Source organism: Brachybacterium sp. GCM10030267 (assembly GCF_042666875.1).
Classification (GTDB): domain Bacteria; phylum Actinomycetota; class Actinomycetes; order Actinomycetales; family Dermabacteraceae; genus Brachybacterium.
The window spans coordinates 280,374-304,429 of the sequence record NZ_JBHTCX010000012.1 but is presented as its reverse complement, the minus strand read 5'-3'; the positions used below and the strand labels follow the sequence as shown (position 1 = coordinate 304,429).

At 71.6% G+C, this 24,056-nt stretch carries 22 protein-coding genes and 1 riboswitch; of the genes, 16 read left to right on the top strand and 6 right to left on the bottom strand.

Features of this window, described 5'->3' with window-relative positions; translation table 11 throughout:
- The first annotated feature begins 139 nt into the window (after positions 1-139).
- From fmt to ACFQS2_RS12425, 7 genes are all read left to right on the top strand, one after another.
- Positions 140-1,102, top strand: coding sequence for a methionyl-tRNA formyltransferase (gene fmt, locus ACFQS2_RS12455; RefSeq protein WP_377793938.1), 963 nt, complete (start codon positions 140-142; stop codon positions 1,100-1,102).
- The gene (locus tag ACFQS2_RS12450) at positions 1,099-2,778 is read left to right on the top strand and encodes an RsmB/NOP family class I SAM-dependent RNA methyltransferase (RefSeq protein WP_377793937.1); all 1,680 of its coding nucleotides are present in this window, start codon (positions 1,099-1,101) and stop codon (positions 2,776-2,778) included. The genes fmt and ACFQS2_RS12450 overlap by 4 nt, the downstream gene beginning before the upstream one ends.
- On the top strand, positions 2,775-3,461 hold the full coding sequence (gene rpe / locus ACFQS2_RS12445) for a ribulose-phosphate 3-epimerase (protein WP_377016993.1): 687 nt from the start codon (positions 2,775-2,777) through the stop codon (positions 3,459-3,461). Before ACFQS2_RS12450 ends, rpe begins: the two co-directional genes overlap by 4 nt.
- A gap of 189 nt (positions 3,462-3,650) precedes the next feature.
- Positions 3,651-3,768: riboswitch (FMN riboswitch) on the top strand.
- Positions 3,769-3,860: 92 nt separating this feature from the next.
- Complete coding sequence (gene pnuC / locus ACFQS2_RS12440) at positions 3,861-4,565, top strand: nicotinamide riboside transporter PnuC (RefSeq protein ID WP_377793936.1); 705 nt, start codon at positions 3,861-3,863, stop codon at positions 4,563-4,565.
- 35 nt (positions 4,566-4,600) lie between these two features.
- Positions 4,601-4,864: a phosphoribosyl-ATP diphosphatase gene (locus tag ACFQS2_RS12435; protein WP_377017272.1), complete on the top strand. Its 264-nt coding sequence runs from the start codon at positions 4,601-4,603 to the stop codon at positions 4,862-4,864.
- A 144-nt stretch (positions 4,865-5,008) separates the two neighbouring features.
- A complete protein-coding gene (gene hisG, locus ACFQS2_RS12430; protein ID WP_377793935.1) occupies positions 5,009-5,866 on the top strand; it encodes an ATP phosphoribosyltransferase in 858 nt (285 codons plus the stop codon).
- A 5-nt stretch (positions 5,867-5,871) separates the two neighbouring features.
- A complete protein-coding gene (locus ACFQS2_RS12425) occupies positions 5,872-6,339 on the top strand; it encodes a PH domain-containing protein (RefSeq protein WP_377017001.1) in 468 nt (155 codons plus the stop codon).
- Positions 6,340-6,466: 127 nt separating this feature from the next.
- Here ACFQS2_RS12425 and ACFQS2_RS12420 read toward each other — a convergent pair whose 3' ends face one another.
- The gene (locus ACFQS2_RS12420) at positions 6,467-7,594 is read right to left on the bottom strand and encodes a DUF3866 family protein (protein ID WP_377793934.1); all 1,128 of its coding nucleotides are present in this window, start codon (positions 7,592-7,594) and stop codon (positions 6,467-6,469) included.
- 48 nt (positions 7,595-7,642) lie between these two features.
- Here ACFQS2_RS12420 and ACFQS2_RS12415 point away from each other — a divergent pair, with 48 nt between their 5' ends.
- The 9 genes from ACFQS2_RS12415 (at position 7,643) to ACFQS2_RS12375 (ending at position 19,073) form a co-directional block, all read left to right on the top strand.
- Complete coding sequence (locus ACFQS2_RS12415; RefSeq protein WP_377793933.1) at positions 7,643-9,682, top strand: WYL domain-containing protein; 2,040 nt, start codon at positions 7,643-7,645, stop codon at positions 9,680-9,682.
- 116 nt (positions 9,683-9,798) lie between these two features.
- A complete protein-coding gene (tatA, locus tag ACFQS2_RS12410; RefSeq protein ID WP_377017006.1) occupies positions 9,799-10,143 on the top strand; it encodes a Sec-independent protein translocase subunit TatA in 345 nt (114 codons plus the stop codon).
- A 144-nt stretch (positions 10,144-10,287) separates the two neighbouring features.
- Positions 10,288-11,112, top strand: coding sequence for a twin-arginine translocase subunit TatC (tatC, locus tag ACFQS2_RS12405; RefSeq protein ID WP_377017008.1), 825 nt, complete (start codon positions 10,288-10,290; stop codon positions 11,110-11,112).
- On the top strand, positions 11,109-12,077 hold the full coding sequence (locus ACFQS2_RS12400) for a diacylglycerol/lipid kinase family protein (protein WP_377017010.1): 969 nt from the start codon (positions 11,109-11,111) through the stop codon (positions 12,075-12,077). The genes tatC and ACFQS2_RS12400 overlap by 4 nt, the downstream gene beginning before the upstream one ends.
- Positions 12,074-15,208: a DEAD/DEAH box helicase gene (locus tag ACFQS2_RS12395; protein ID WP_377793932.1), complete on the top strand. Its 3,135-nt coding sequence runs from the start codon at positions 12,074-12,076 to the stop codon at positions 15,206-15,208. Before ACFQS2_RS12400 ends, ACFQS2_RS12395 begins: the two co-directional genes overlap by 4 nt.
- The gene (locus ACFQS2_RS12390) at positions 15,205-16,008 is read left to right on the top strand and encodes a hypothetical protein (protein WP_377793931.1); all 804 of its coding nucleotides are present in this window, start codon (positions 15,205-15,207) and stop codon (positions 16,006-16,008) included. The genes ACFQS2_RS12395 and ACFQS2_RS12390 overlap by 4 nt, the downstream gene beginning before the upstream one ends.
- Positions 16,005-17,660, top strand: coding sequence for an apolipoprotein N-acyltransferase (gene lnt, locus ACFQS2_RS12385; protein ID WP_377793930.1), 1,656 nt, complete (start codon positions 16,005-16,007; stop codon positions 17,658-17,660). Before ACFQS2_RS12390 ends, lnt begins: the two co-directional genes overlap by 4 nt.
- Complete coding sequence (locus ACFQS2_RS12380) at positions 17,657-18,439, top strand: polyprenol monophosphomannose synthase (protein ID WP_377793929.1); 783 nt, start codon at positions 17,657-17,659, stop codon at positions 18,437-18,439. Before lnt ends, ACFQS2_RS12380 begins: the two co-directional genes overlap by 4 nt.
- Before the next feature lie 49 nt (positions 18,440-18,488).
- Positions 18,489-19,073, top strand: a complete 585-nt coding sequence (locus ACFQS2_RS12375; RefSeq protein ID WP_377017020.1) for an FxsA family protein — start codon at positions 18,489-18,491, stop codon at positions 19,071-19,073.
- Between the two features lie 225 nt (positions 19,074-19,298).
- Here the strand turns inward: ACFQS2_RS12375 and ACFQS2_RS12370 are convergent, their stop codons facing one another.
- The 5 genes from ACFQS2_RS12370 to ACFQS2_RS12350 all read right to left on the bottom strand — a co-directional run bounded on the left by ACFQS2_RS12370 (position 19,299) and on the right by ACFQS2_RS12350 (position 23,993).
- The gene (locus ACFQS2_RS12370; RefSeq protein WP_377017022.1) at positions 19,299-19,649 is read right to left on the bottom strand and encodes an RNA polymerase-binding protein RbpA; all 351 of its coding nucleotides are present in this window, start codon (positions 19,647-19,649) and stop codon (positions 19,299-19,301) included.
- A 145-nt stretch (positions 19,650-19,794) separates the two neighbouring features.
- The gene (locus tag ACFQS2_RS12365; RefSeq protein WP_377793928.1) at positions 19,795-20,607 is read right to left on the bottom strand and encodes a glycerophosphodiester phosphodiesterase family protein; all 813 of its coding nucleotides are present in this window, start codon (positions 20,605-20,607) and stop codon (positions 19,795-19,797) included.
- Positions 20,579-21,481, bottom strand: a complete 903-nt coding sequence (locus tag ACFQS2_RS12360) for an SURF1 family protein (RefSeq protein ID WP_377793927.1) — start codon at positions 21,479-21,481, stop codon at positions 20,579-20,581. The genes ACFQS2_RS12365 and ACFQS2_RS12360 overlap by 29 nt, the downstream gene beginning before the upstream one ends.
- Complete coding sequence (locus tag ACFQS2_RS12355) at positions 21,478-22,038, bottom strand: hypothetical protein (protein WP_377793926.1); 561 nt, start codon at positions 22,036-22,038, stop codon at positions 21,478-21,480. Before ACFQS2_RS12355 ends, ACFQS2_RS12360 begins: the two co-directional genes overlap by 4 nt.
- A complete protein-coding gene (locus ACFQS2_RS12350; protein WP_377793925.1) occupies positions 22,035-23,993 on the bottom strand; it encodes a hypothetical protein in 1,959 nt (652 codons plus the stop codon). Before ACFQS2_RS12350 ends, ACFQS2_RS12355 begins: the two co-directional genes overlap by 4 nt.
- Positions 23,994-24,056: the final 63 nt, after the last annotated feature.

The following is a 24,056-nucleotide window of genomic DNA, read 5'->3' as shown; positions in this document are numbered from 1 at the left end:
CGGACCGGGTACGACACATGCCCACTCTAAGCAGGCGCCCGCCGAGGATGCGGGCCGCTCGTCCTGCTGGGTGCACCTGTCCGGGAGGCGCATCCAGCGCTGCCGGTCCGGGGACTCGGCCCCGTAGACTCGGGGCATCATGCGTCTGCTCTTCGCCGGCACCCCCGAGGCCGCCCTTCCCTCCCTGCGCACCCTGCTCGACTCGCACCACGACGTCGTCGGGGTGCTCACCCGAGCCGACGCCCCCGCGGGGCGCGGCCGCAAGCTCACTCCCAGTCCTGTGAAGTCCCTCGCCCTCGAGGCCGGGGTACCGGTGCTGACCCCTGCGACGCTCCGCGACGAGGACACCCAGCAGCAGATCCGCGAGCTCGCGCCCGACGCCGCCCCGGTGGTGGCCTACGGGAACCTGGTCCCGCCGGCAGCACTGTCCATCCCTGCCCACGGCTGGCTGAACCTCCACTTCTCCCTGCTCCCGGCCTGGCGCGGCGCCGCCCCGGCCCAGCGTGCCGTTCTGGCCGGGCAGCGCGAGACCGGTATGAGCGTCTTCCGCCTCGAGCAGGGCCTCGATACCGGCGACGTCATCGCCACCGCGCGGACCTCGATCGGCGAGTACGAGACCTCGGGAGAGCTGCTGAACCGGATGGCCGAGGAGGGAGCCGATCTGCTGCTGTCCGCGCTGGATGCCCTCGAATCCGGCACCGCGACCCTCACCCCGCAGGACGACTCGCTGGCCACGCATGCCGCGAAGCTGACCACGGCCGAGGCCCGGATCGACTGGACCCGCCCGGCCGACGAGGTCAGTGCCCATATCCGCGGCATGAGCCCGCACCCGGGAGCCTGGACGGTCCTGGCCGGATCCCGCCTGAAGGTTCTCGGTCTGGAAGCGCCGCCCGAGCACCCGCCCGTGCCGCCGGGCCTGATCGAGACCACCCGCCGCCAGGTGCTCGTGGGCACCGGCACGGACGTCGTCGCCCTGGCGACGGTCGCTCCGGCAGGGAAGCGGCCGATGCGGGCAGCGGACTGGGCCCGCGGCGCGGCCCTCGGCGAGGGCGGCAGCGCCGTCTTCGCACACGATCTGGACGACGACGAGGAGCAGGCATGAACGACCAGCGCCGCAGACGGGGGGACGCCGGTCGCGACGACCGCAGCCGCAGCCGTGACGGTCGTGGCCGAGACGCTCGTGCCCGCGACAGCGGTGGCCGCGATGACCGGGCCCGCCGGGAGGAGGGGCGCGGGACGGCCCCCTCCGGCGGTCGCGACGCGAAGGGGCGGGAGCGCTCGGGTTCCCGCGGCCAGGGCGGCCCCCGCCGTGGCTGGTCCTCCTCACGGCCCTCCGAGCGCGGTCGCCGCGCCACCGGTTCTCGGCAGGTGGCCTACGAAGGGCTGCGCCTGGTCCGCGAGGAGGACTCGTACGCGAACCTCGTCCTTCCGCGCCTGCTGCGCAGCAATCGGCTCTCCGGTCGCGATGCCGCCTTCACCACCGAGCTCTTCTACGGCTCCCTGCGCGCCCAGGGTCGCCTGGACGCGATCCTCGCCGCCTGCATCGACCGCCCGCTGGACGACGTCGACCCTGCACTGCTGGACGTGCTGCGCCTGGGCGCCTATCAGCTGCTGGACATGACCGTCGCCCCGCATGCCGCCACCTCCGAGACCGTGGCACTGGCCCGCTCGGAGGTGGGCGCCGGCGCCGCGAGCTTCGTCAACGCGATCCTGCGCCGGGTGGGGGAGAAGCCCCTGGAGGAGTGGATCGCCGAGGTCGCTCCAGATCGCGAGCGTGACCTGACCGGTCATCTCGCCATGGTCCACTCCCACCCCCGTTGGGTGGTGCGGGCGCTCACCGACGCCCTCGCGGGCAACGGTCGCGACCGGTCCGAGATCGATGAGCTGCTGGCCGCCCAGAACGCCGCTCCAGCAGTGTCCCTGGTCATGCGCCCCGGCCTCATCGATCTCGACGAACTCATCGACCACGGCGCGAGCGCCGGCGAGCTCAGCATCTTCGCCGCCTCCTGGCCGTCGGGGGACCCCGGCGGCATCGACCCGGTCAAGCAGGGCCGGGTCGCCGTCCAGGACGAGGGCAGCCAGCTCGCAGCGCTCGCCCTCGCCCTCGGTGCGGACGATCTCGTCCGTGCGGACGACGTGCACTGGCTGGACCTGTGCGCGGGCCCCGGAGGGAAGACGGCCCTGCTGGGCGGGCTGACCATCGACCACGATGCCGACCTGCTCGCGGTCGAGGTCCAGCCCCACCGCACCGAACTCGTCGACCGCTCCATCGCGCCCCTGCAGGAGGCCGGCTGCGAGATCACCACCCGCACCGCCGACGGCACTGAGATCGGTGCGGAACTGCCCGGGCACTTCTCCCGGGTCCTGGTCGACGTGCCGTGCTCGGGTCTGGGCGCCCTGCGCCGCCGCCCCGAGTCCCGCTGGCGCCGCACGCCCGGGGACATCGGCCACCTCGGCGTGCTCCAGCGCGACCTGCTGACCTCCGCGCTGGACGCCACCGCGCCCGGAGGCGTCGTCGCCTACGTGACGTGCTCCCCGCACCTCGCCGAGACCCGACTCGTGGTCACCGACGTCCTGTCCCAACGTGAGGATGTCGAGCAGCTCGATGCCCGAGACGCCGTGCGCGCCGCGATCCAACCGGCCAAGGCCCACGAGGTGGACCTCGGGGAGGGGCCCGCCGTGCAGCTCTGGCCCCACGTGCACGGCACCGACGCCATGTACATCTCCCTGCTGCGCAAGCACCCGATCCCCCTCGCGGAAGGAACCTCGCCCTCATGAACTCCCCGTACTCGACCGATGGCCAGTACATCCACCCCAGCATCCTCAACGCGGACCTGATGAGCATCGGCACCGAGCTGGACAAGATCGCCAGCGCCGACAGCGTCCACGTGGACGTGATGGACAACCACTTCGTGCCCAACCTGACCTTCGGCCCCAGCGTCGTCGAGCAGATCGTGGGACGCAGCGACATCCCCGTGGACGCTCACCTGATGATCGAGGACGCCGACCGCCAGGCTCCCGCCTTCGCCGAGGCCGGCGCAGATTCGGTCACCTTCCATCTCGAGGCCGCCAAGGCGCCGATCAAGCTGGCCCGCGAACTGCGCCGCAAGAACACCGCCGTCGGCGTGGCGCTGCGCCCGGCCACCGCGGTGGAACCGCTGCTGGACGTCATCGGCGAGTTCGACATGCTGCTGATCATGACCGTCGAACCCGGATTCGGCGGGCAGAGCTTCCTGGAGACGATGCTGCCCAAGATCCGCCGCGCCCGCGGCGCGATCAGCGAGGCCAACCTCGAGGTGTCCATCCAGGTCGACGGCGGGGTCAGCCGCGAGACCATCGAACGATGCGCCGAGGCCGGAGCGAACGTGTTCGTCGCCGGCTCCGCGATCTACAAGGCCCAGGACGCCGCCGAGGAGATCACGGCCCTGCGGGAGCTGGCGCGAGGCCACGGGGGTCACTGAGGCCCGCACGCCGCTCACCGGGGCTCATGAAGTCCGGGACATAGGAGCCCGAGCGATCGGGGGCTCAGCCCCCGAATCGTCGGGGTCGACCGGTGCCCGCTGCCCCGGCGGGAGGGCGTTCGCCACACTCGGCCACGGGCCCGCCGGGTCACGACGCGAGGCGGCTAGCATTGTCCCGTCACGACCAGTGACGTGCTCCGGGGTCGGTGAAAGTCCGAGCCGGCGGTGACAGTCCGCGACCCGCTTCGGCGGTGGAGCCGGTGGAATTCCGGCACCGACAGTACAGCCTGGATGAGAGGCGCACGTCCTGCATGTCGCCGGCGCGCCCTGGCGCCTCCCGGCGGCCTGCCGGAACCCCTTTTCCCCCGGAGCCACTGCATCGGCGGAGAAAGGACCGGCATGGATCTTCTGCAGTGGCTCTTCGACGCGCGACTCGAGTTCGCGGGCGGGCAGTTCATCCTCTGGCGCGAGGTGCTCGGCAACCTCTTCGGCCTGCTCAGCGCGCTCGGTGGCATGCGCCGCAAGGTCTGGGCCTGGCCCATCGGCATCGCCGGCAACGCGCTGCTGCTGACGGTGTTCCTGGGCTCCCTGTTCGGCAGCGCCGGGACCGTGGATCTGCTCGGCCAGGCCGGCCGCCAGGTGATGTTCATCGCCACCAGCATCTACGGCTGGGTCCGCTGGCGGCAGGCTCGGCACGAGGGCGGCACCGCCGTCGAGCCCGAGTGGGCCTCCTGGCGGACCCGCATCCTCCTGCTCGTCGCCATGGTCGGCGGCACCGCCGGGCTCACCCCGATCTTTCGCGCCCTGGGCTCCTACGAGCCCGTCTGGGCCGACGCGTGGATCTTCGTGGGCAGCCTCCTGGCCACCTTCGGGATGGCCAAGGGCTGGGTCGAGTTCTGGCTGATCTGGGTGGCCGTCGACATCGTCGGCGTCCCCCTGCTGGTCAGTGCGGGCTACTACGCCAGCGCCCTGATGTACCTCTTCTACGGCGTGTTCACGCTGACGGGGTTCTTCGTCTGGTGGCGGGTGCGCAACCGGCGCGAGCACGACGAACGGGTCACCGTCGAGACCGCCCACCTGGATCCGACGGTCCGCCAGGAATGAGCGACCTCCCCGTCATGACGCGTAAGCTACGCCCCGTGAAGGATTTCGAGGCGTTGTTCGCCGAGCTCACCGAGAAGGCCCGCACCCGACCCGAGGGGTCGGGCACCGTCCGCGAACTGGACTCGGGGGTCCATGGGATCGGCAAGAAGATCGTCGAGGAAGCGGCCGAGGTATGGATGGCCTGCGAGCATGAGACCCATGACGACGCGGCCACCGAGATCAGCCAGCTGATCTACCACCTGCAGGTGATGATGGTCGCCAAGGGCATCACCCTCGAGGACGTCTACGGCCGGCTCTGATCCGAGATCCGACGGCGAGACCGTCGGGCCCCGCGGTCGCCGGGTCCCACGCGCCTCGCCCGCACGTCAGCATCGCCCCTCTCCACCCCTGACCACCATCCGTCCCCGTTCCGTGCGCCGCCCCGAGGCGGCGAAGGAGTATCCGTGCTGCGCATCGCTGTTCCCAACAAGGGCGCTCTGTCAGAGCCCGCCGCTGATCTGCTGCAGGAGGCCGGCTACCGCCGCCGCGGCATGGCCAAGGAGCTCGTCGTCCTCGACGAGGACAACGACGTCGAGCTGTTCCATCTGCGCCCCCGGGACATCGCGGTCTACGTCGGCTCCGGCACCGTGGACGTCGGCATCACCGGCCAGGACATGCTGCTGGATTCCCGCACTCCCGCGCAGGAGATCCTGCCGCTCGGCTTCGCCGGCTCCACGTTCCGCTTCGCGGCCCCGATCGGGACGCGCGAGGACGTGGCGAGCCTCGAGGGCGCCCGGATCGCCACCAGCTACGAGAACCTCGTCGGCGACTACCTGGCCGAACGGGGCATCAACGCCGAGGTGGTCCACCTCGACGGAGCCGTCGAGTCCTCGATCCGCCTGGGCGTGGCCGATGTGATCGCCGACGTCGTCGAGACCGGCACGACGCTGCGTCAGGCAGGGCTCGAACCCTTCGGAGAACCGATCATGACCAGCCAGGCGGTTCTGTTCTCCCGGCCCGGGATGGAGCTGGAGGAGACCGCGGCCCACTCCCTCGAGGTCCTCGAGCGCCGCATCCGCGGGGTGCTGGTGGCCCGTGAGCACGTGATGCTGGACTACGACATCCCCACCGCCCTGATGGAGAAGGCCGTACAGATCACCCCCGGCTTCCAGTCGCCGACGGTCTCCCCGCTGCACGGGGGAGAGTGGCACGCCGTGCGGGCGATGGTCGAGCGCAAGGCCGCCCACCGGATGATGGACGACCTCTACGACGTCGGCGCCCGGGCGATCCTGGTCACGGCGATCCAGGCCTGCCGTATCTGAGAACCATGGATCCGAGGGAGCCGGAGCATCCCATCGGCCGGGAGCCGGCGACCGTCGTGATCCGGCCGCGGATGGTGCGTATCGCCGGGTACATCACGGGAGTGGTCGTGCTCGGCGGGACAGTGGCAGGTGCGGTCGTCATCCCCGGTCTCCTGCTCGGTGGCCGCCTCGGCCTGGTGGCCGTGGGCGTGCTGATCCTCCTCTTCTGCCACCTCGAGGCGTCGGTGCGGCTGATCGCCGGGCCGGACTCCCTCGAGGTGCGCAACGTCTTCCGGGCACGCACGCTGGACTGGGCCGAGATCCTCGCCATCAGGTTCCCGGTGGGGGATCCGTGGGCGCACCTCGATCTGGCCGACGGCACGACTCTGGCGCTGAACGCGATCCAGCGCTACGACGGTGAGCGCGGCATCGCGGCAGCCCGGCGGCTGCGCGACCTGGTGCGCGAACGTGGAGAGGCCCCCGACGTCGGCTGAGTGCGCCACGTCTGCGGAACCGGTCCGGCAGACCCCGGTTCGGAAGACCCCGGTTCGGACGGCCCCGGTGGGAGCGGCTCGGATTCCGGTGCCGTCCGCACAGCGTCCCGGCATCCGCTCCCTCGGGCTAGGGGATCAGCGAGGCGGCGCAGCGCCCTGCCATCGCCGCATAGCGGAAGGCCTCGGGGTCCTCGGCGAGCGAGCGGCCCATCGTCGACAGCCGCACCGGGACGTCCTCGAGAGCGTCCCGCAGACCTCGTGCATCGACCTCGGCGAGCTGGTGCTCGATGCCTCTGGCGCGAGCAGGCTCCATGATCGACGTTTTCACCTGTTCACGAACCGACGCATGAAAACCGTTGTACTTGTGATAGTTGCGCTCGAGCAGCGGCAGATGCACCGGGGTCAGCGTCGCCCGGCCGTACACGGTGGAGGAGTGGTGGGAGAGTCCCCGATGACGACGACGGGGGTCGGCTCCGGAAACCCGCAGCGTGGCGACGGGGGTGCCGCCCAGCACGGCGGTCGCATGCAGCGCCTCGGCGGACTGGATCCCGGAGAAGCCCCACCCGGTGCCGGTACCGAGATTCCCGGGACCCTGGACCGCGATCACCACGTCGGCCGCGACCACGTGCCGCGCTCCGAGCAGCGCCGAATGCACCGTGACGGCCTCGAGGTCGCCCCCGAAGGACTGGCCCGTACTGATCACCGCCGCGAGCAGCCCGGCCTCGCGGAGCCTTGCCGCGGCGCGCGAGTACGCCGCCGGCAGGGCGGCCCCGTCGGTGTGGACGTACGCGATGCGCGCCGAGTGCCGCTGGGCGCGGATGCCGGCGAGGATCGCGGGCAGGGACGAGTGCAGGTCCGCCACCACCACGGGCATGCCCTCGATGTCCTGCGCCGCCCGGATCGTCTCGTAGTGCTCGCTGTCCGGATCGTCGATCGCATCGACCATGGTCTGCATCGGTGTGTACCGGGCCTTGATCATGTGCCCGGCCGGTTCCGCCGATGTCGGCAGCACGTCGAGGCGCGCCACCACCAGGGCATCTCCGCCGGTTCCGAGCTCACGACGGAGCGCATTGGTGTTCAGCAGTACGCGTTCTCCCCGCGCGGGAGTTCCGGTCAGCTCCGGATAGGCGATCGCCTCGACCGTCTCACCGCCTGCGGGCTCATCGTCCTCGCCGTCGAGCTCGACGTGCAGCCGTTCGACCCCGTGCCAGGACGTTCGGACCCCGGTCACCGTTCCTCGTTCCCAACGCAGCATGGGCCCAGCTTAGGGCCGCGCGCGCCAGGGGACGGTTAGTCTGTGCAGGTGGCTGCCAAGAGTGTGGAAAGAATGCTCAACGTGATCATGACGATCGGCTCCCGCCGGCGCATCGATCGCGCGAAGCTGTTCGCCGTCATCCCCGATTACGCCCAGGCCCCGTCGGAGCAGGCCGCCGAGCGCATGTTCGAGCGCGACAAGGCGGCGATCCTCGACCTCGGTCTGCCGCTGGTGACCGACCGTGACCTGTTCGACGAGAACACCGTCTACTACCGGATCGACGCCGCGGAGTCCGGAGCCGTCCTCGACCTCACCACCGAGGAGTACACGGTGCTGCTGGCCGCGAGCCGTGCCTGGGACGATGCCGCCGCCGGCGGAGCCGCGCGCCGGGTCCGCTCCAAGCTGCTCAGCCTCGGACACGACGCGGACCCCGATCTGCTGCGACGCACCCCGCGCGGCGCCGTGGAGTCGCTCCCGGTGCTCACACCGCTGTTGGAGGCCGTGACCTCGGCCCGCTCGGTGCGATTCGTCTATCGCGGCACCCACGGTGCCCCGGCAGAGCGCACCGTCGAGCCATGGGTGGTGGGTGTCCACGATGGCCACTGGTACGTCCACGGCTGGGATCTCGACCGCGCCGCCCCGCGGGTGTTCCGGGCCTCCCGCATCGAGTCCTTCCCGGCGCAGGGCGCCCCGGCCACGCAGCCCCGACCCGAGCACACGGACCTCTCCAGCGTGCTCGAGAAGATGCACGACAGCGACGATCAGTCCGTCGCCGTGCTGGACGCGGCCCCGTACAAGGCCCTCGACCTCCGTGACCGTGCCGGAGCGGCCCTGGACGAGGAGCGCGTCGAGCTGCCCGCCCTGCCCCGCCCGGCGGCGCGCAGACTGGTCCTCGGCGATGTGCGCTGGGTCGAGCTGGTCGAGCCCAGCGCCTGGCGCCGCGAACTGGGCGAAGTCCTCTCGGCCATCGCCGAGACGCATTCGGGTGAGCCCGATACGGCGGCCGTCGACGCCGCGACCGTGCGGCCCGCTCCGCGCATCCGGACCACTCCGACCGGGAACGATCTGCTCTCCCGGCTGATCTCCGAGGCGTCCTATGTGATGTCCCGCGGGGAGGCCGACCTCGGTGAGCTCGCCGATGCCCTCGGGATCACGGAGAAGCAGCTGGTCACCGATCTGCAGGTGCTGTTCGTCTGCGGCGACATGGGCACCGGCTGGGAGGACCTCATCGAGGCGGAGTGGGAGCACGGCACCGTCCGCGTCCGCAACGCGGAGCCGCTGCGCCGCGCTCTGCGCCTCAGCGCCGTCGAGGTCACGGCACTGCTGGCAGGCCTCGCCGCCCTCGAACCGTCGGCCGGGCAGGCGGAGAGCATCGTCGCCGGTGCCCGCCGGAAGCTGCTGGCCGGCCTCGGCGAGGTGCCCGACGCCGGGGCTATCGGCGCCGACGGGACCGCGCGCGGCTCCGAGGCGCCGCCGACCCGCGCCGAACTGGCCGATGCCGCCGCCTCCGATGAGATGGCCTCGCGCACCGCCGACCGGGCGGAGACGGTGCTCGCCGCCGTCCACCGCGCCCTGCGCGCGGACGAGGACTCCGAGGAGAGCCGCCTGACCATCCGCTATTCCTCGGCCGACCGCGCGGGGACGAGCGTGCGAAGGGTCCGTCCGCTGCGGATCGAGACCGACGGCGCCCGCTCCTATCTGCTCGCCGAGTGCGAGCTCGCCGGCGGGGAGCGCCGATTCCGTCTGGACCGCATCGTGGAGGTCCTGCCGGACGGGACCCCGCCGCAGCGTGCCGAACCGAGCACCGGCCCTGCGCTCGAGGGGCGCGTGGACGGGGAGGTCTGGGTGTGCCTGGACCCACCGGGACGCTGGGTGGCCGAGTCGTTCGATGCCGCCGAGCTGCGCGACGGACAGGACGACGTCACCTTCGCCCGCCTGGACCGCCCGGTCCGGGCCGCGCTGGTCGACGCCGTCCTCGAATCCGCCGGCGCGGTGGAGGTCCTCTCGCCACGTGATCTGAGAGACACGATCGTGACCGTGGCGCAGGCCGCAGCCGACCGCCACCACGAGCCGCAGCCGCTAGTCTGAGATGACCCGCCGCGCGGTGGGCCGGGCCGCCCCGGAGCGGCTCGTCGAGTGCCCAGTCCGCTGTGGGATGATGGGTGCGCCCGTGCGACATCGCGGCGCAGTTGAAAGGGAATTCCATGAACCTATTTCGCAATCCCTGGGCGATCATCCTGCTGGTCGTGCTGGTGATCCTTCTGTTCGGTGCCAACAAGCTGCCCGGACTGGCACGCAACATGGGCAAGTCCATGCGCATCTTCAAGAGCGAGGTGGAGGAGCTGCGCGGGGACGAGCGCGGCAAGGCCGAGGATGAGGACGAGGACGAGGTCGTCGACCGCCGCACCGCCTCCTCCCGGGCCGATCGCGAGCGCGAGGAGCGCCGTCCGCGCGAGGACCGCGAGTACGATCCGCGCGACGAGGCCGAGCGCGCCGATCGCGAGCCCGTCCGCGCACGTGAGGACGACGACTCCTACCGTCGCGACTGAGCACCTCGTCGCTGAACGACGTTGACGGGTCCGGGCGAGTGATCGCCCGGACCCAGAATGCTGGGAGGAAGCAGACCCGTGGCGAGTGATACGCAGGGACGTGGGCGGACGGCGGCGCGGCGGTCCAAGGATCCCGAAGGACGGATGTCCCTGGGGGAGCATCTGGTCGAACTGCGCAATCGCCTCGTGATCAGCGCTGTCGCCGTCCTGATCCTCTCGATCGTCGGCTGGTTCGTCTTCCCCTGGGTCTTCGAAGCGCTGAAACGGCCCTTCGTGCTCGCCGCCGCCCAAGGCATGCAGGCTGAGCTGAACTTCCAGGGCGTGGGCACGGGATTGAACGTCCGTCTGCAGATGTCCGCCTACACGGGCCTGCTGCTGTCCTCACCGATCATCATGCTCCAGGCCTGGCTGTTCGTCATGCCGGGCCTGCACAAGAACGAGCGCCGCTATGCCATGGGGTTCTTCGGGGCCGCGGTCCCGCTGTTCTTCCTGGGCTGCGTCGCCGGCTACTGGGCCGTGAACCAGCTGGTTCCCGTCCTGCTCAGCTTCACGCCCGACTCAGAAGAAGTCCAGCAGCTGATCAAGTACGACGAGTACCTGGCCATGCTCGTCAAGACCATGCTCGCCTTCGGCATCGCCTTCGTGATGCCGGTGGTGCTGGTGCTGCTGAACTTCCTCGGCATCCTCCGGGGACGCACCATGCTCAAGGCCTGGCGCTGGGTGATCTTCCTCAGCTTCGGCTTCACGGCGGTCATGGTGCCGACACCGGAGCCGTTCACACTGATCGCGATGTCGCTCGCGATCGCGAGCCTGTTCTTCGGTGCTGTGGCCATCGCGATCCTCCACGACCGCCGCCAGGACAAGCGCAGCGGGGACGAGGATCTCGCCGACGACGAAGCCAGCCGCCTCGATGATGAGGTGGAGCCGATCGACGGCCCCTCGGACCTCGATGATGCGGACGGCCGGTGAGCAGACTCCGGGTGGGGCTGCTCTCGAACCCGACTGCGGCCCGCGGCGCGGCACATCGGGTGGGACGGCAGGTCGGCCACCTGCTGCGCCTGGCCGGTATCTCGGTCGTCGACCTCTCCGGCCCCTCGGCCCATGTGGCCCGGGCTCGCGCTGAGGAAGTTCGGGACACTCTCACGGCGCTCGTGGTCGTCGGAGGTGACGGCACCGTCTCCCTGGGTGCGGAGATCGTCGCCGGCAGCCCGGTACGGCTCGGCATCGTCCCCGCCGGGAGCGGGAACGACTTCGCCCGCGCGCTGGGGCTGCCTGCCAATGATCCCGAGGAGTCCACGCGAGCGCTGCTGCACGCCCTGTCCCGGCCGGTGGTCGCGATCGACGCGATCGAGATCGTCGCCGCCGGGGAGCACGCGCTGCCGCATCGCTCGCTGGCTCTGGGCAACGTCAACCTCGGTTTCGACGCCCTGGTCAACGCGCGGGCCAACGGTTCCAAGCGCGGGCACACCGTGCGGTACACCACGGCCGTGATGCGCGAGTTCTCCGCGTTCAAGCCGTTCCCGTACTGGCTCGAGGTCGACGGAGGCGAGCGCACGGCTCTGGATGCCACCGTCCTCACGCTCTGCAACACGGGCGTCTACGGTGGGGGGATGCAGATGGTGCCCGAGGCCCGCGTCGACGACGGGTCCCTGGAGCTGCTCACCATCGAGGGACTCGGCCGCGCCGATCTCCTGCGCTTCTTCCCCCGCGTCTTCCGGGGCACCCACACGTCGCTCGACGGGGTGGGGATCCGCCCGGTCCGCGACGTGACGATCGGGCTCCGCCATGGGCGCGCGCTGCGCGCCTATGCCGACGGTGAGCCCCGCTCCCTGCTGCCCATCACGGCCCGGGTGCTGCCCGGTGCCGTGCGACTGCTCGCCGACCTCTCGGCCTCGCGCGCCGGGGAGGCGAGCACCGGCGAAGGAATCTCGTGACCTCACCGAATCAGCCCCACAGCCCGAGTTCACCGGCTCCGCAGGACGGGGCACCGGCTCCGGCCGGCGCGCCCACGCCGTCGCAGCAGCCCTCGCCATCGGAGCAGTACGCGAGGTGGGCGGCCGAGAAGAGGCTCGCCGCCTCCGAACTCGGTGCTTTCACCCGCCGGTACCCCTTCGACCTCGACGACTTCCAGCTAGAGGGCTGCCGGGTCCTGGAGGATGGCAGCTCTGTGCTGGTGGCCGCTCCGACCGGCGCCGGCAAGACCGTCGTCGGCGAGTTCGCCGTGCACCTCGCGATCGCCCGCGGGCGCAAGGTGTTCTACACCGCTCCGATCAAGGCGCTGTCGAACCAGAAGTTCGGCGAGCTGGTCGACTGGCTCGGCCACGAGCGGGTGGGGCTGCTCACGGGCGACACCTCGATCCGGCCCGACGCCGATGTCGTGGTGATGACGACCGAGGTGCTGCGCAACATGCTGTACGCGGACTCCTCGCTCCTGGAGGATCTGGGCTTCGTGGTGATGGACGAGGTCCACTACCTCGCCGACCGCCTGCGCGGGCCGGTGTGGGAAGAGGTGATCATCCACCTCGATCCCTCGGTGCAGCTGGTCGCCCTCTCAGCCACGGTCTCCAACGCCGAGGAGTTCGGCGCCTGGCTGCAGGAGGTCCGCGGCACCACCGAGATCGTCGTCTCCGAGACCCGGCCCGTCCCGCTGTGGCAGCACGTGGTGATCGGTGACGAACTGCTGGACCTCTTCGTCGACTCCGAGGGCAGGCCGGTCGTCTCCCACGGTCCCGGCGCTCGCGGGCAGCGCCAGGTGAACCCGGAGATCGAGCGCGTCACCTCGTTCTCGCTGCCGGTGGACGAACGCTCCGGAGGCGGCCGCGGCCGATCACCGAGCGGACGCAAGGGCACGCGCGGGAGGCATCGTCCCCGCGGGTCCGGTCAGCACCGGCCCCCGCACAAGCGCGGCGGCCGCGGCGATCGCGGCGGCCCCCGAGGCGGCGGACGCGAAGGCAACCGCGGCGGACGCGACAGCGCAGGTGGCGCTGATCGCGGGTACGGCGGCATCCCGCGTCCGCTGCGACGCCCCGAGATCATCAGCCTGCTCGACGACGCCGCACTGCTGCCGGCGATCCTGTTCATCTTCTCCCGCGCGGGCTGCGAGGGCGCGGTCCAGCAGTGCGCGAGGGCCCGGCTGCGGCTGACCGACGACGAGGAGCGCCGCGAGATCCGCGCCGTCCTCGATGAGCGGCTCGAGGGGATCGGGGTCGAGGACGAGGAGGTCCTGGGGATCGCTGCGTTCCGGCGCGCCGTCCTGGATGGCTACGCCGCCCATCATGCCGGGATCCTGCCCCTGCTGAAGACCGTGGTCGAGGAGCTGTTCGCGCGCGGCCTGGTCAAGGTCGTCTTCGCCACCGAGACCCTGGCGCTGGGCATCAACATGCCCGCCCGCTCCGTCGTCCTTGAGAAGCTGGTGAAGTTCAACGGCGTCGAGCACGCCGATCTGACACCGGGGGAGTACACGCAGCTGACCGGCCGTGCCGGCCGTCGCGGTATCGACACCGAGGGCCACGCCATCGTGGTCGCCGGACCCGGGTTCGACGCGGATGCCGTCGGCTCCCTGGCCTCACGGCGCACCTACCCGCTGCACTCCGCGTTCCGCCCCACCCCGAACATGGCGGTCAACCTGCTGGACCGGTTCGATCTCTCCCGGGCCCGCGAGAGCCTCGAGATGAGCTTCGCCCAGTTCCAGGCCGACCGTTCCGTGGTCGGGCTCGCCCGCCGCGCCCGCGAGCTCGAGGACACCGCCGAGTCGTATCGGGAGGCCATCACCTGCGATCACGGCGATCTGCTCGAGTACGCGAGCATCCAGGAGCGCATCGCCGAGCGGGAGAAGTCCCTCTCCCGCGCCCGATCCGCGGCGCAGCAGGACCGTACCCGCTCGGTGCTCGGCGGGCTGCGCCGGGGCGAGATCATCGCGCTGCCCGGCGGCAAGCGCCGCGGCTACGGCGTGGTCCTGGACGTGGACCGCTCCGTGCTCGGGGGGCCGCAGATCGATCTGCTGGACACCGAGGGCCGCCGCCGCAGCCTGCGCCCGGGAGACGTGAAGTCCCCGCCGGCGGTTATCGACAGCTTGCGTCTGCCCCGTCCCGAGGCGCTCGGCAGCGGCAAGGTCCGCAAGGACACCGCCGCGGCTCTGCGTCAGCGTCTGGCCGGGCACGATGATGACGCCCGCCGGGAAGTGCGCCGGCGGGCCGAGCGCCCGCCGTCCACCGCCGCGACCGATGAGACCCTGCTCCGGCTGCGGGAGGAGCTGGCCGCGCACCCCTGCGGCGACTGCCCGGATCTCGCCTCGCACCTGCGCTGGGTGGGTCGCTGGCGGAAGGCCCGCACCGACCTCGAGGGCGTCCAGCGGCGCATCCAGGGCCGCACCAGCTCCCTGGCCCGCCAGTTCGATCGCCTGGCCGATCTGCTGGTCGAGCTGGGCTACCTGGCACGGACGAGCGAGGGCGCGGACGGGACGGAGGACCGCGACGATCCAGCACACCCCGAGGCCGCGGACAGTCCCCCGGACCGCGGGGACGCGCACCAGTCCGGTGAGTTCGGGCAGACGCGGGAGGAGACGCTGCGGCCGACGACCAGTGGGCTGCGGCTGCGGCGGCTGTTCAGCGACCGTGACCTCCTGATCGCGGAATGCCTGGAGCACGGGGCCTGGACCGGGCTGGACCCCGCCGGTCTGGCTGCAGTGGTCTCCGCCGCGGTGCATGAGGCCCGCCGGGACGACCGGGCCCCGGAGGTCATCGACGATCCCGCGGTCGACGCCGCGCTGGCGGCCTCCGCCCGGATCGCGGCCGAGCTCCAGAGCGCGGAGTCGCGCCACGGCATCGATCCCACCCCGCCGCCGGATCCGGCGGTCGCGGCGATCGTGCACCGATGGGCCCGCGGGGCGCATCTCGCGGCCGCCCTGGACGGCAGCGATCTGCCTCCCGGGGACTTCGTGCGCCATTGCCGGCAGGTCATCGATCTGCTCGACCAGCTCACCGCCGACGAGCGCCTCGGAGCGATCGCGCGTGCCGCCATCCAGGGAGTGCGACGCGGGCTGGTCGCCCAGGAGATCGATCGATGAGCGTTCTCCCAGGTGCGCACGAGACCCTGGAGCGCGTGACCGAGAACGACCGCACCGCGACCGACCGTGCCGCTCCCGTGCTCTACACCGGGATCGTCCTCTACAGCGCCCAGGATCCCGAGGCCGCCGCGATGCTGGTGGCGGACGGACTGATCGCGTGGACGGGCCCGGAGGACACGGCGCGCCGGATCCACGACGGCGCCGACGTGGTGGACGCGACGGGCTGTCTGGTCACCCCGGGGTTCGTCGACGCCGCGGCGACCTCGGACGGCACGGCGCCGGATCCCACCGGGGACGCCGAGGCCGCTGCACGAGGGATCGTGCTGCGCCTGCCCGGTCCCACGGGGGAGCGGGACGGGGTGCGCGTCATCGCCCCGGTCGCCGAGAGCGCCGACTACCTCGACCTGCTGGCTGCGGGCGTCCCACTGGCCTTCGGCTCCGCGGGACGCAGCGATGCCGCCGACCCCTGGGACTGGGTCCGAGCCGCCGCCCGCCACAGCCCGACCGCCCAGCGCATCAGTGACCGCGCCGCCTTCCTCGCCGCCACCCGCGGCGGGCAGCGCGTCGCCGGCCGCCGGCATCCCGGATCCCTGCAGACCGGGATCGAGGCCACGTTCGTCCTCTGGGAGCCGTGGGACCTCACGGTGCAGTCGCGCGCCGAGCGCGTCGAGACCTGGTCCACGGACCCGCGCTCGCGCACCCCGCTGCTGCCGGACCTGGACCAGGGAACGCCCCGCGCCCTGCGCACGGTGGTCGGTGGCACCGTGGTCCACGACCGCCTCGAGCAGGTCCTGGGATGACGGCGACCACCCGAGCCCCCGCCGCAGCAGCGTCCCGGGGGCGCACTCGCGACGACTTCGACCCCACGCCGTGGCCGGCGGCTCTGGTGTGCGGCGTCGCCGGCGGCGGCTGCGCCCTGCTGGCTTTCCCTCCCTACGGGATGTGGATGCTGCTGCCGGTGGCGATCGCGCTGCTGTCCGCGGGCCTGCTGGTGCGTTCGATCTGGGTGGCGACGCTGGTCTCGTTCGCCTGGGGCCTCGCCTTCTTCATCCCGCTGACCGTCTGGGCGGACACCTACGCGGGCACCATGCCGTGGATCGCACTGGGCATCTTCGAGGCGCTCTACATCGTCGTCTTCGGTCTGCTCGCCCGCACGGTGATGCTCCGCCGCGGCCTGACCGTCGCCTCCGCGATCGTGGTCGCCGCGCTGTGGACGGGCGTGGAGGGCCTGCGCAGCCACGTGCCGTGGGGAGGACTTCCGTGGGGGTCCAGCGCCTTCGCGCTGCAGGACTCGCCGCTGCTGAACCTGGGGCCCTGGATCGGGGTGCCCGGGCTCGCCTTCACCGTCGCCCTGCTGGGACAGATGGTGCTGCACGGTGCGCTGTCGCTGACGGGACGTCGGCACCGGGGGCTGGTCGGATTCTCCGGCGTGTGGCCGCTCGCGGTCGCCGTCGCCGCCATCCTCTCGACCGTGGTGGTCCCGTTCCCCGTCAACCGTGCCCCTGCGGACCGCCCGACGATGGCGATCGGCGGCATCCAGGGGTCGATGGACCGGATCGACCCGGCCACGCTGGCGATGCCGGAGGACGTCTTCGACAACCACCTCTCGGTCACGCAGGACACCATCGACCAGGCGGAGGCCTCCGGGAACGAGCTCGATCTCCTCGTGTGGCCCGAGGACTCCACCGGCTACGACCCGCGGCAGGATCCGTCGCTGGCCCAGCAGCTCACCGAGGCCTCGGCGGCCGCGGACGCCCCCATCCTCATCGGTACCCAGACGGCCGTCGGCGAGACCGAGCGCCTGAACCAGTCGGTGCTCTACACGCCCGACGGCTCCTCGCCCTACGTGTACTCCAAGCGCCATCCGGTCCCCTTCGGGGAGTACATCCCGTACCGCGACTTCTTCCGGACCTTCAGCGACAAGGTCAACCTGGTCTCCCGCGACATGATCCCGGGGGAGGAGGTCGGCACGATGGACCTGGCGGCCCTCGGTCAGGGGCAGGACACCGCCGGCGTCCTGATCTGCTTCGAGATCGCCTACGACGGCCTGGTCCGGGACGTCGTCCGGGACGGCGCCGAGGTCATCGTGGTCCAGTCCAACAACGCCCTGTTCGGCGATTCCCACGAAGCGATACAGCAGCTCGCCGAGGCGAAGGTCATGGCTGTCGTCTCCGGCCGCAGCGTCGTCCACGTCTCGACCGTCGGCCACTCGGCGATCTACACGCCGGAGGGCCGCCGGCTCGACTTCGTCGACCACTGGGACCAGGGCTCCGTGGTCGCTGATGTCCCGCTGCGCACGGGCATCACCCCCGCCGTGGCGGCGGGCCCGTGGATAGCCATCGGGATCTCCGCCCTCGGCGCGGCCGGGTTCCTCGCCGCGCTCACGAGCCGTCGGCGGGCGCTGGGGCCGTCGCGCGGCCGCGGCGGGAGCCGGCGCGGGAGGGACGGATGAGCCCGCGCGGGTCGGATCCGGGCCCGCGGCCATCGACCGCACCGCTGCCGCCCACCCTCGTCGTGATCCCCACCTACGACGAGCGCACGGCGCTGCCAGGCACGCTGGCGCGGCTGCGGGAGGCGGTGCCCGCGGCCCATGTGCTGGTGGTCGATGACTCGTCCCCGGACGGCACGGGCGAATGGGCCGACGCCGTCGCTCGCGAGGACGACCACGTCCACGTGCTCCACCGAGCGGGCAAGGAGGGACTCGGCCCCGCCTATCTCGCAGGCTTCCGGTGGGGGCTGGAGCGCGGCTATCAGCAGCTGGTGGAGATGGACGCCGACGCCTCCCACCGGCCCGAACAGCTTCCGTCGCTGCTGGAGGCCGTGCGCCGGGGCGCGGATCTCGCCATCGGGTCCCGCTGGGTACCGGGGGGCCGCGTCCATGACTGGCCGCTGACCCGCCTCCTGCTCTCGCGGGGAGCGAACCGCTACGTCCGGGTGCTGATGGGACTGGGCGTGCACGACGCGACCGCCGGTTTCCGGGTCTTCCGTGCAGAGCTGCTCGAGCGGATCGTGGCGGGGCGCATCGCCTCGCAGGGGTACTGCTTCCAGGTGGACATGACCCGGCGGGCCCGGGACGAGAGGGCGGTGATCTGCGAGGTGCCCATCGATTTCGACGAGCGGATGGAGGGCGCGAGCAAGATGTCGCCGCGCATCGTCCGGGAGGCTCTGGTGCTGGTCACGCTCTGGGGGCTGTCACGGCGCACCCAGCAGCTATTCGGACGCCTGCGCTAGCCTGGATCTCTCCGGCGGACGCCGGATGGGACGAAGGAAGGGAAACCGCGTGAGCACTCCATCGAGTACGTCGCCGCGGAAGACCTCGCGGTCGTGGCTGGGTACGCTGCTGCCGATCGCGATCGTGGTACTGGGCCTTGCCGAGCTCGCCATCCTCGTCCTGATCGGGGTCAACTCGAGCCTGTGGTGGTCGGTGCTGATCATCGCCGTGGGCTGGGTCATCGCCGTCGCCCTGCTCGTGGCCGCCGGCCAGCAGTCGGCCGTGCGGCTGCGGTCCCTGGTGCGCGCTGTGCGCGGCCGGGGAGACGTCCAGGACCACCTCTCGCGTCCTGCCTTCACGATGCTCGCGGCCCTGTTCTTCTTCTTCCCCGGCATCCTCACCGATCTGCTGGGAATCGTGCTGCTGTTCACGCCTGTCCAGCGCCGGTCGGTCAAGGCGATGGGTCTGGGCAGCGGCTCCGACGGAGCTCGCAGAGTCCTCTACCGGCGCACCGGCAACGGCGTGATCGACGGGGAGATCATCCTCGAGGCCGAGAAGACGGAGCGCTCCTCACGGAACACCGCGCACGGCGCGGGCGCGGGCGATCCGGCCACCCGCCGTGACGGTCCGCCGCCCACGATCACCCAGGACTGAATTCGGCGGTTCGCGCGCCCATGCGGCGTCGGCGAGCCCTGCACCCTGGCGGGTCGAGCCGGCCACCCAGCACACTGCCGCCTCGGGTCGGCCAGCACACCGCCGCCTCGGGTCGGCCAGCGCACTGTCGGCTCGGGCCCGCCACCCGGAACCGTATGCCTGCGCCCCCGCCCCGCCGATCGGCGGGACGGGGGCGCAGGGGCGTATCGGACGGGCCTGGGACCCTCAGAGGTTGCGGCGCTGGTGGAGCTTGCCGGCACGCAGCAGCTCCAGGCGCTGGTCCAGGAGGACCTGGAGCTCCTCCTCGCTGCGACGCTCCAGGAGCATGTCCCAGTGGGTGCGCACGGGCTTGCCGGGCTTCGCCTCGGGCTTGTCGTGGTCACGGAGCACGGCCGAAGCGCCGCAACGGCACTCCCACGCGCCGGGCACATCGGCCTCGACCGAGAACGGGAGCACGATCGTGTGGCCGTTGGGGCAGTCGTAGATCGCCTCCTGGCGCGGTGCGGCGAGGACGCCCTCGTCGGTCTCCATGGAGAGGGAGCCCAGTCGGGTGCCTCGCAGGCTGCGGCTGTTCATGCGGTTCTCGCTTCCTGCCGGGGGATGGTGGTTCGGGCGGAGTGCCGCCCGGGAGGTCTGAAGGGGTCAACGCCCCGGGGGCCGGGATTGTTCCCGACCGGCACGGTTCCGGGGTGCTCGCGCCGCGATGGCTGGTGACCTGTGGTCACTCGCCGTCGAGCAGCTCCGAGAGCACGTCGACGCGATTGGTGATGATACCATCCACGCCGCTGGCCAGCAGATTCTGCATGGTCACACGGTCATTGACCGTCCACACATGCACCTCGCACCCGACGCGATGGGCCGCGGCGATGTTGGCCGGGGTGGCCACCGGCAGACCCTTGTAGCTCAGGGGGACCTGGAGAGCACCGTACGGGGCGAGCAGGCGGCGGATGACCGCGTCGGGCGCCTCGACGGCGCGTGCGGCGTAGAACGAGGCGACGGTGCGGCGGGCCGGGCTGCGCACCGGCGTCACCCCGGTGGACGCGCGCACCGTGGCCACGGCCTTGCGCGCCACGGACTCGTCGAAACCGCCCAGGCAGATCCGGTGCGCACTGCGGGTGCGGGCGATCGCCGCAACAGCGGGCCCGATCGCCGAGGACGCCTTGATGTCGACGTTGACCGGGACGTCGACGAACGTTCCCAGCACGTCCTCGAGCATCGCCAGCGGCTCATCGCCGGCCAGGCGCACGGAGCCGGCCTCGTGGGCCGTCAGCTGGTCGATCCGGCGCGGGTCACCGGCGACCCGCTGCAGATCTTCGTCGTGGACGGTGAGAGCCAGTCCGTCGGCAGTGGCCCGTACGTCGGTCTCGAGCATGTCGGCTCCCGCATCCAGCGCAGCCTCGAAGGCACGCAGGGTGTTCTCTGCGCCGTCCGGCGCGAATCCACGGTGGGCGATGCGGCGCGGGCGCCGCCCGGGCAGGAACCGGGAGCCCGTCGCCCTGCGCCGGTCAGTGCTCCTGCTGGTCGATGAGGGCATCCTCTTCCTCCTCGTCGTGGCCCCGCCGCCGGGTCCGTTGCCGGAGGCGGGCGCGGTGGTCGCGGGTACGGTCACGCTTGCTGTGGGCGGCCTCGTCGGTCCCGTCAGCCTCGTCGGCCTCGAGATCCTGCAGTGCACGCCGGGTGCGATAGATCAGGGCAGCGGGGAAGAGCAGGGCGAAGACCCACCACTGGACGGCATAGGAGAGGTGGGAGCCCAGCGAGGTATCCGGGGACGGGAGACTCTCCGGACGCGGTGCGGAGGGGCTCTCCGACACGAGCTCCCCGTAGGCCGCCCTGACCAGCGAGGTCCCGTCGTCAGGGAGGACCCCGGCGATCTGCGGCGGATTGACCGAATGCACCTGTCCCGGGGGCATCTCGCGGTCCAGGACCGGTTCGGCAGGGCGCAGCCGCACGGTGATCGTCCGCTCTCCCTCGGGCACCGGCGGCGGATCGGCCGGGCTGGACTCCTCACTGTGCGATTCGACCCAGCCGCGCACGACGAGCAGCGAGGTGCCGTCGTCGGCGCGGAACGGGACCAGCTGCCAGAAGCCGACATGCCCGGAGAGCTGGCGGTTGCGGACATACAGCACGCAGTCCGGTTCGGCGCAGTAGCTGCCGCGCATCTGCACCGGGGTCCAGTCCGCATCGGACGCCAGGGCGGCGTCGGGCTCCGGAAGCACCTGTTCGAGGGGGACCGGGGCGGCCTCGTAGTTCGTCTCGACCACGGCCGCCTGATCGCGGCGGTCCTCGAAGCGACCGTACTGCCAGAATCCCAGCGCCACACATATCGCCGCGGCGAGCACGACCACGACCAGTCCGATCAGGGTCTCGCGGCCGAGGAGCACGCGCCGGCGTGCCGACCCCCGGTTCATCCGGCCCAGGACGCGGACGCGCTGGCGCCCGCGGCTCCCTCCGCCCCGATCATGGCGTGCGACGACCCGGTCGCGCCGGGGAGATGCATCGCGCCGTCGAGATACCCGGCCGCCCCGGAGACCATCTCCGGGAGGTCCTCGATCGCGAAGTCGACCAGCAGCACGAACATGACCGCGGTCAGTGCGGCCAGCACGAAGCCGAGCGCGGTGACGGTGATCGTCACTCCGAGGCGAAGCCGCGGACGGTCCTTGACGGGCTTGGCGGGCGGGAACCCGTAATCCTCCTGTTCAAGGTGGTTCTCGGCCCACATTCCCGGATTGATCACCGAGACCGGATACGCCTCCACGCGCTGGCGCGGGCGAGCCCCGCTGGTCGGGACGTCCTCCGAGTCCTGCAGTGGAGCCTCATCCCTGCCGCTCTCCTTCCCGGTCAGCCACAAGCGCCATCCGGCCGGCACCGGCCCCCAGTCGGGCTGGGGCTGGAAGTCGGCCGGCGGGGTCCACTCCTCGTGGGGCGGCTCCGGCCAGTTCGGCGGAGGGTTGAAGCGCGTGCTCACGCAGGGACGTCCCAGGTGTACACGTCGGTGTAGTTGTTGTACTCGAGCTTCATGCCGCCGGCCCGCTTGGCATCGAAGAGGAGCTTGACGGTGTATTCCTCACCGGCCTGGAACTCGTAGGAGCTGTCGTAGTCGAGACCCGACTCATCCAGCCCGTAGCTCGCGGAGGCGGCGGAGATATTGCCGCCGTACGGCGTGGTGACCGCGAGGCCGTAGCTCGGGAATTCCATGGCCCCTTCGGTGACAGTCATCTTCGCCGTCACGACGAGGTACTCACTGTTCTCGCCCGCCTCGACAGTGCCGCCGTACATGCTGGGGAGATCTTCGGGCGGGAGCCACTCCATGTCGACAGCGACGGTTCCCGAACCGTTCTCGCCGGTGACTTCCTTCTCCTCGGCGTCGGAGCTGATGGTGGGAAGGGGAGTGGTCGGATCCGGGGATGCCGCCCCTCCGCCTTCCTCCTCCGTGGGGCTCTGCCCGTCTGTGGGGCTCTCCTGATCGGTGGCCGTCTCCTGCGACGACTCCTCGCTGGGGCTGCCGCCCGCATCTGGACCGGAGTCCCGGAGGCTGAAGAACGCGACGCCGGCGATGGCGGCGATCAGGGCGGCGATGAGGAACAGGACGATGCATCCGACCCACCAGAACCGGGCGATGACGCCCTTCTGGGGCTTCTCGCCCGGTGCTGTGGTCGCTGTCCAACCAGAGCCGGTGTCGTCGCCCGGCGCACCACTCGCGGAACTCGGACCATAGCCCTGGCTCGGCGACGGCTGGCCGAAGCCCCGGTTCGGCGAGGCCTGACCATAGCCCTGGCTCGGCGACGACTGACCGAAGCCCTGATCCGGCGAGGCCTGACCATAGCCCTGGCTCGGCGACGACTGACCGTAGCCCTGATCCGGCGAGGCCTGACCATAGCCCTGGCTCGGCGACGGCTGGCCGAAGCCATTGTCGGCACCACCCTGAGCAGGGCCGCTCTGGGCGCCGTATGCGGCGGCGCCACCGGCCGGTCCCGCTGCCGCGGCGGACCCGCCACCGTGGTCCTGCGAGGCTCCGCCCGTGCTGTCGCCGGCACCTGCGTAGGCATCATCGCCGGAGACGGGCCCGGCGCTCTCGTACGGCGTCTGCTGCGCCAGGTCCGAGTCGAGATCGGGGCCCGTGTACTCAGCGGTCTCGGAGCCCGACCCCGAGGACTCGCCCGCCTCCGGGCCCGTTCCGTCGTCCGTCGCGGATCCACCACCGGAGACGGCGTCGTCGGGCTGAGCGGAGCCCGCCACCCGCGTCGCGTCGTCGGCCGGATCCACCGGACCGCCGGCCTGGCCGGAGCCCGCCACCCGCGTCGCGTCGTCGTCTGAGCCCACCGGGCCGTACTGCGCACGGCGACCGCTCACCCGAGTGCCGTCATCGGGGGCTGTTCCCCCGGGCTGCTGGCCGGGAGCGGCGACACGAGTCGCGTCATCCTCCGCGCCAGCGCCGGTGTCGGCGGCGGGGGTGTTCTGCACGTCCTGATCGGCCGGCTCCACGGGCGGTTCCTCGAGAGACGCGGCCTCCTCCGGCTCCGGTGCGCCGGTTGCCGTCTCCGCGCCAGAAGCCTCCGGGCGCGAGTCCGCACCGGTACCGCCCCGCGCCGCATGGAGTCCCGAGCCGTCCGAGGCCGGTGCCGGCTCAGCGCCTCCGGTGGCGGGTCCCGAAGCGCCGACGCGGGTGGCGTCCTCGTCGAGCGGTGCCTCATCCTCCAGCGAGGCTCCTTCCTCGGGAGCGGATGCCTCCTGCTGGGATGCCGGAGCACCGCCGGCCGGTTCGCCCTGGCCCGAGGCCGCCTCACCCGGACCTGCTTCGATCCAGAAGTTCCACCCCTCGGGAGCGGGGCCCCACGACGGATCCGGCTGCCATCCCGGCGGTGGGGTCCAGTTCGGGTCCTCGATCGGCCAGTTGGGCGGAGGGTTGAAGCGATATGCCATCTGGTAGCACCTTCCGGAGGCTGACGTTCCTGGACGGGCTTCCCCCGAGGATCCCGACACTGT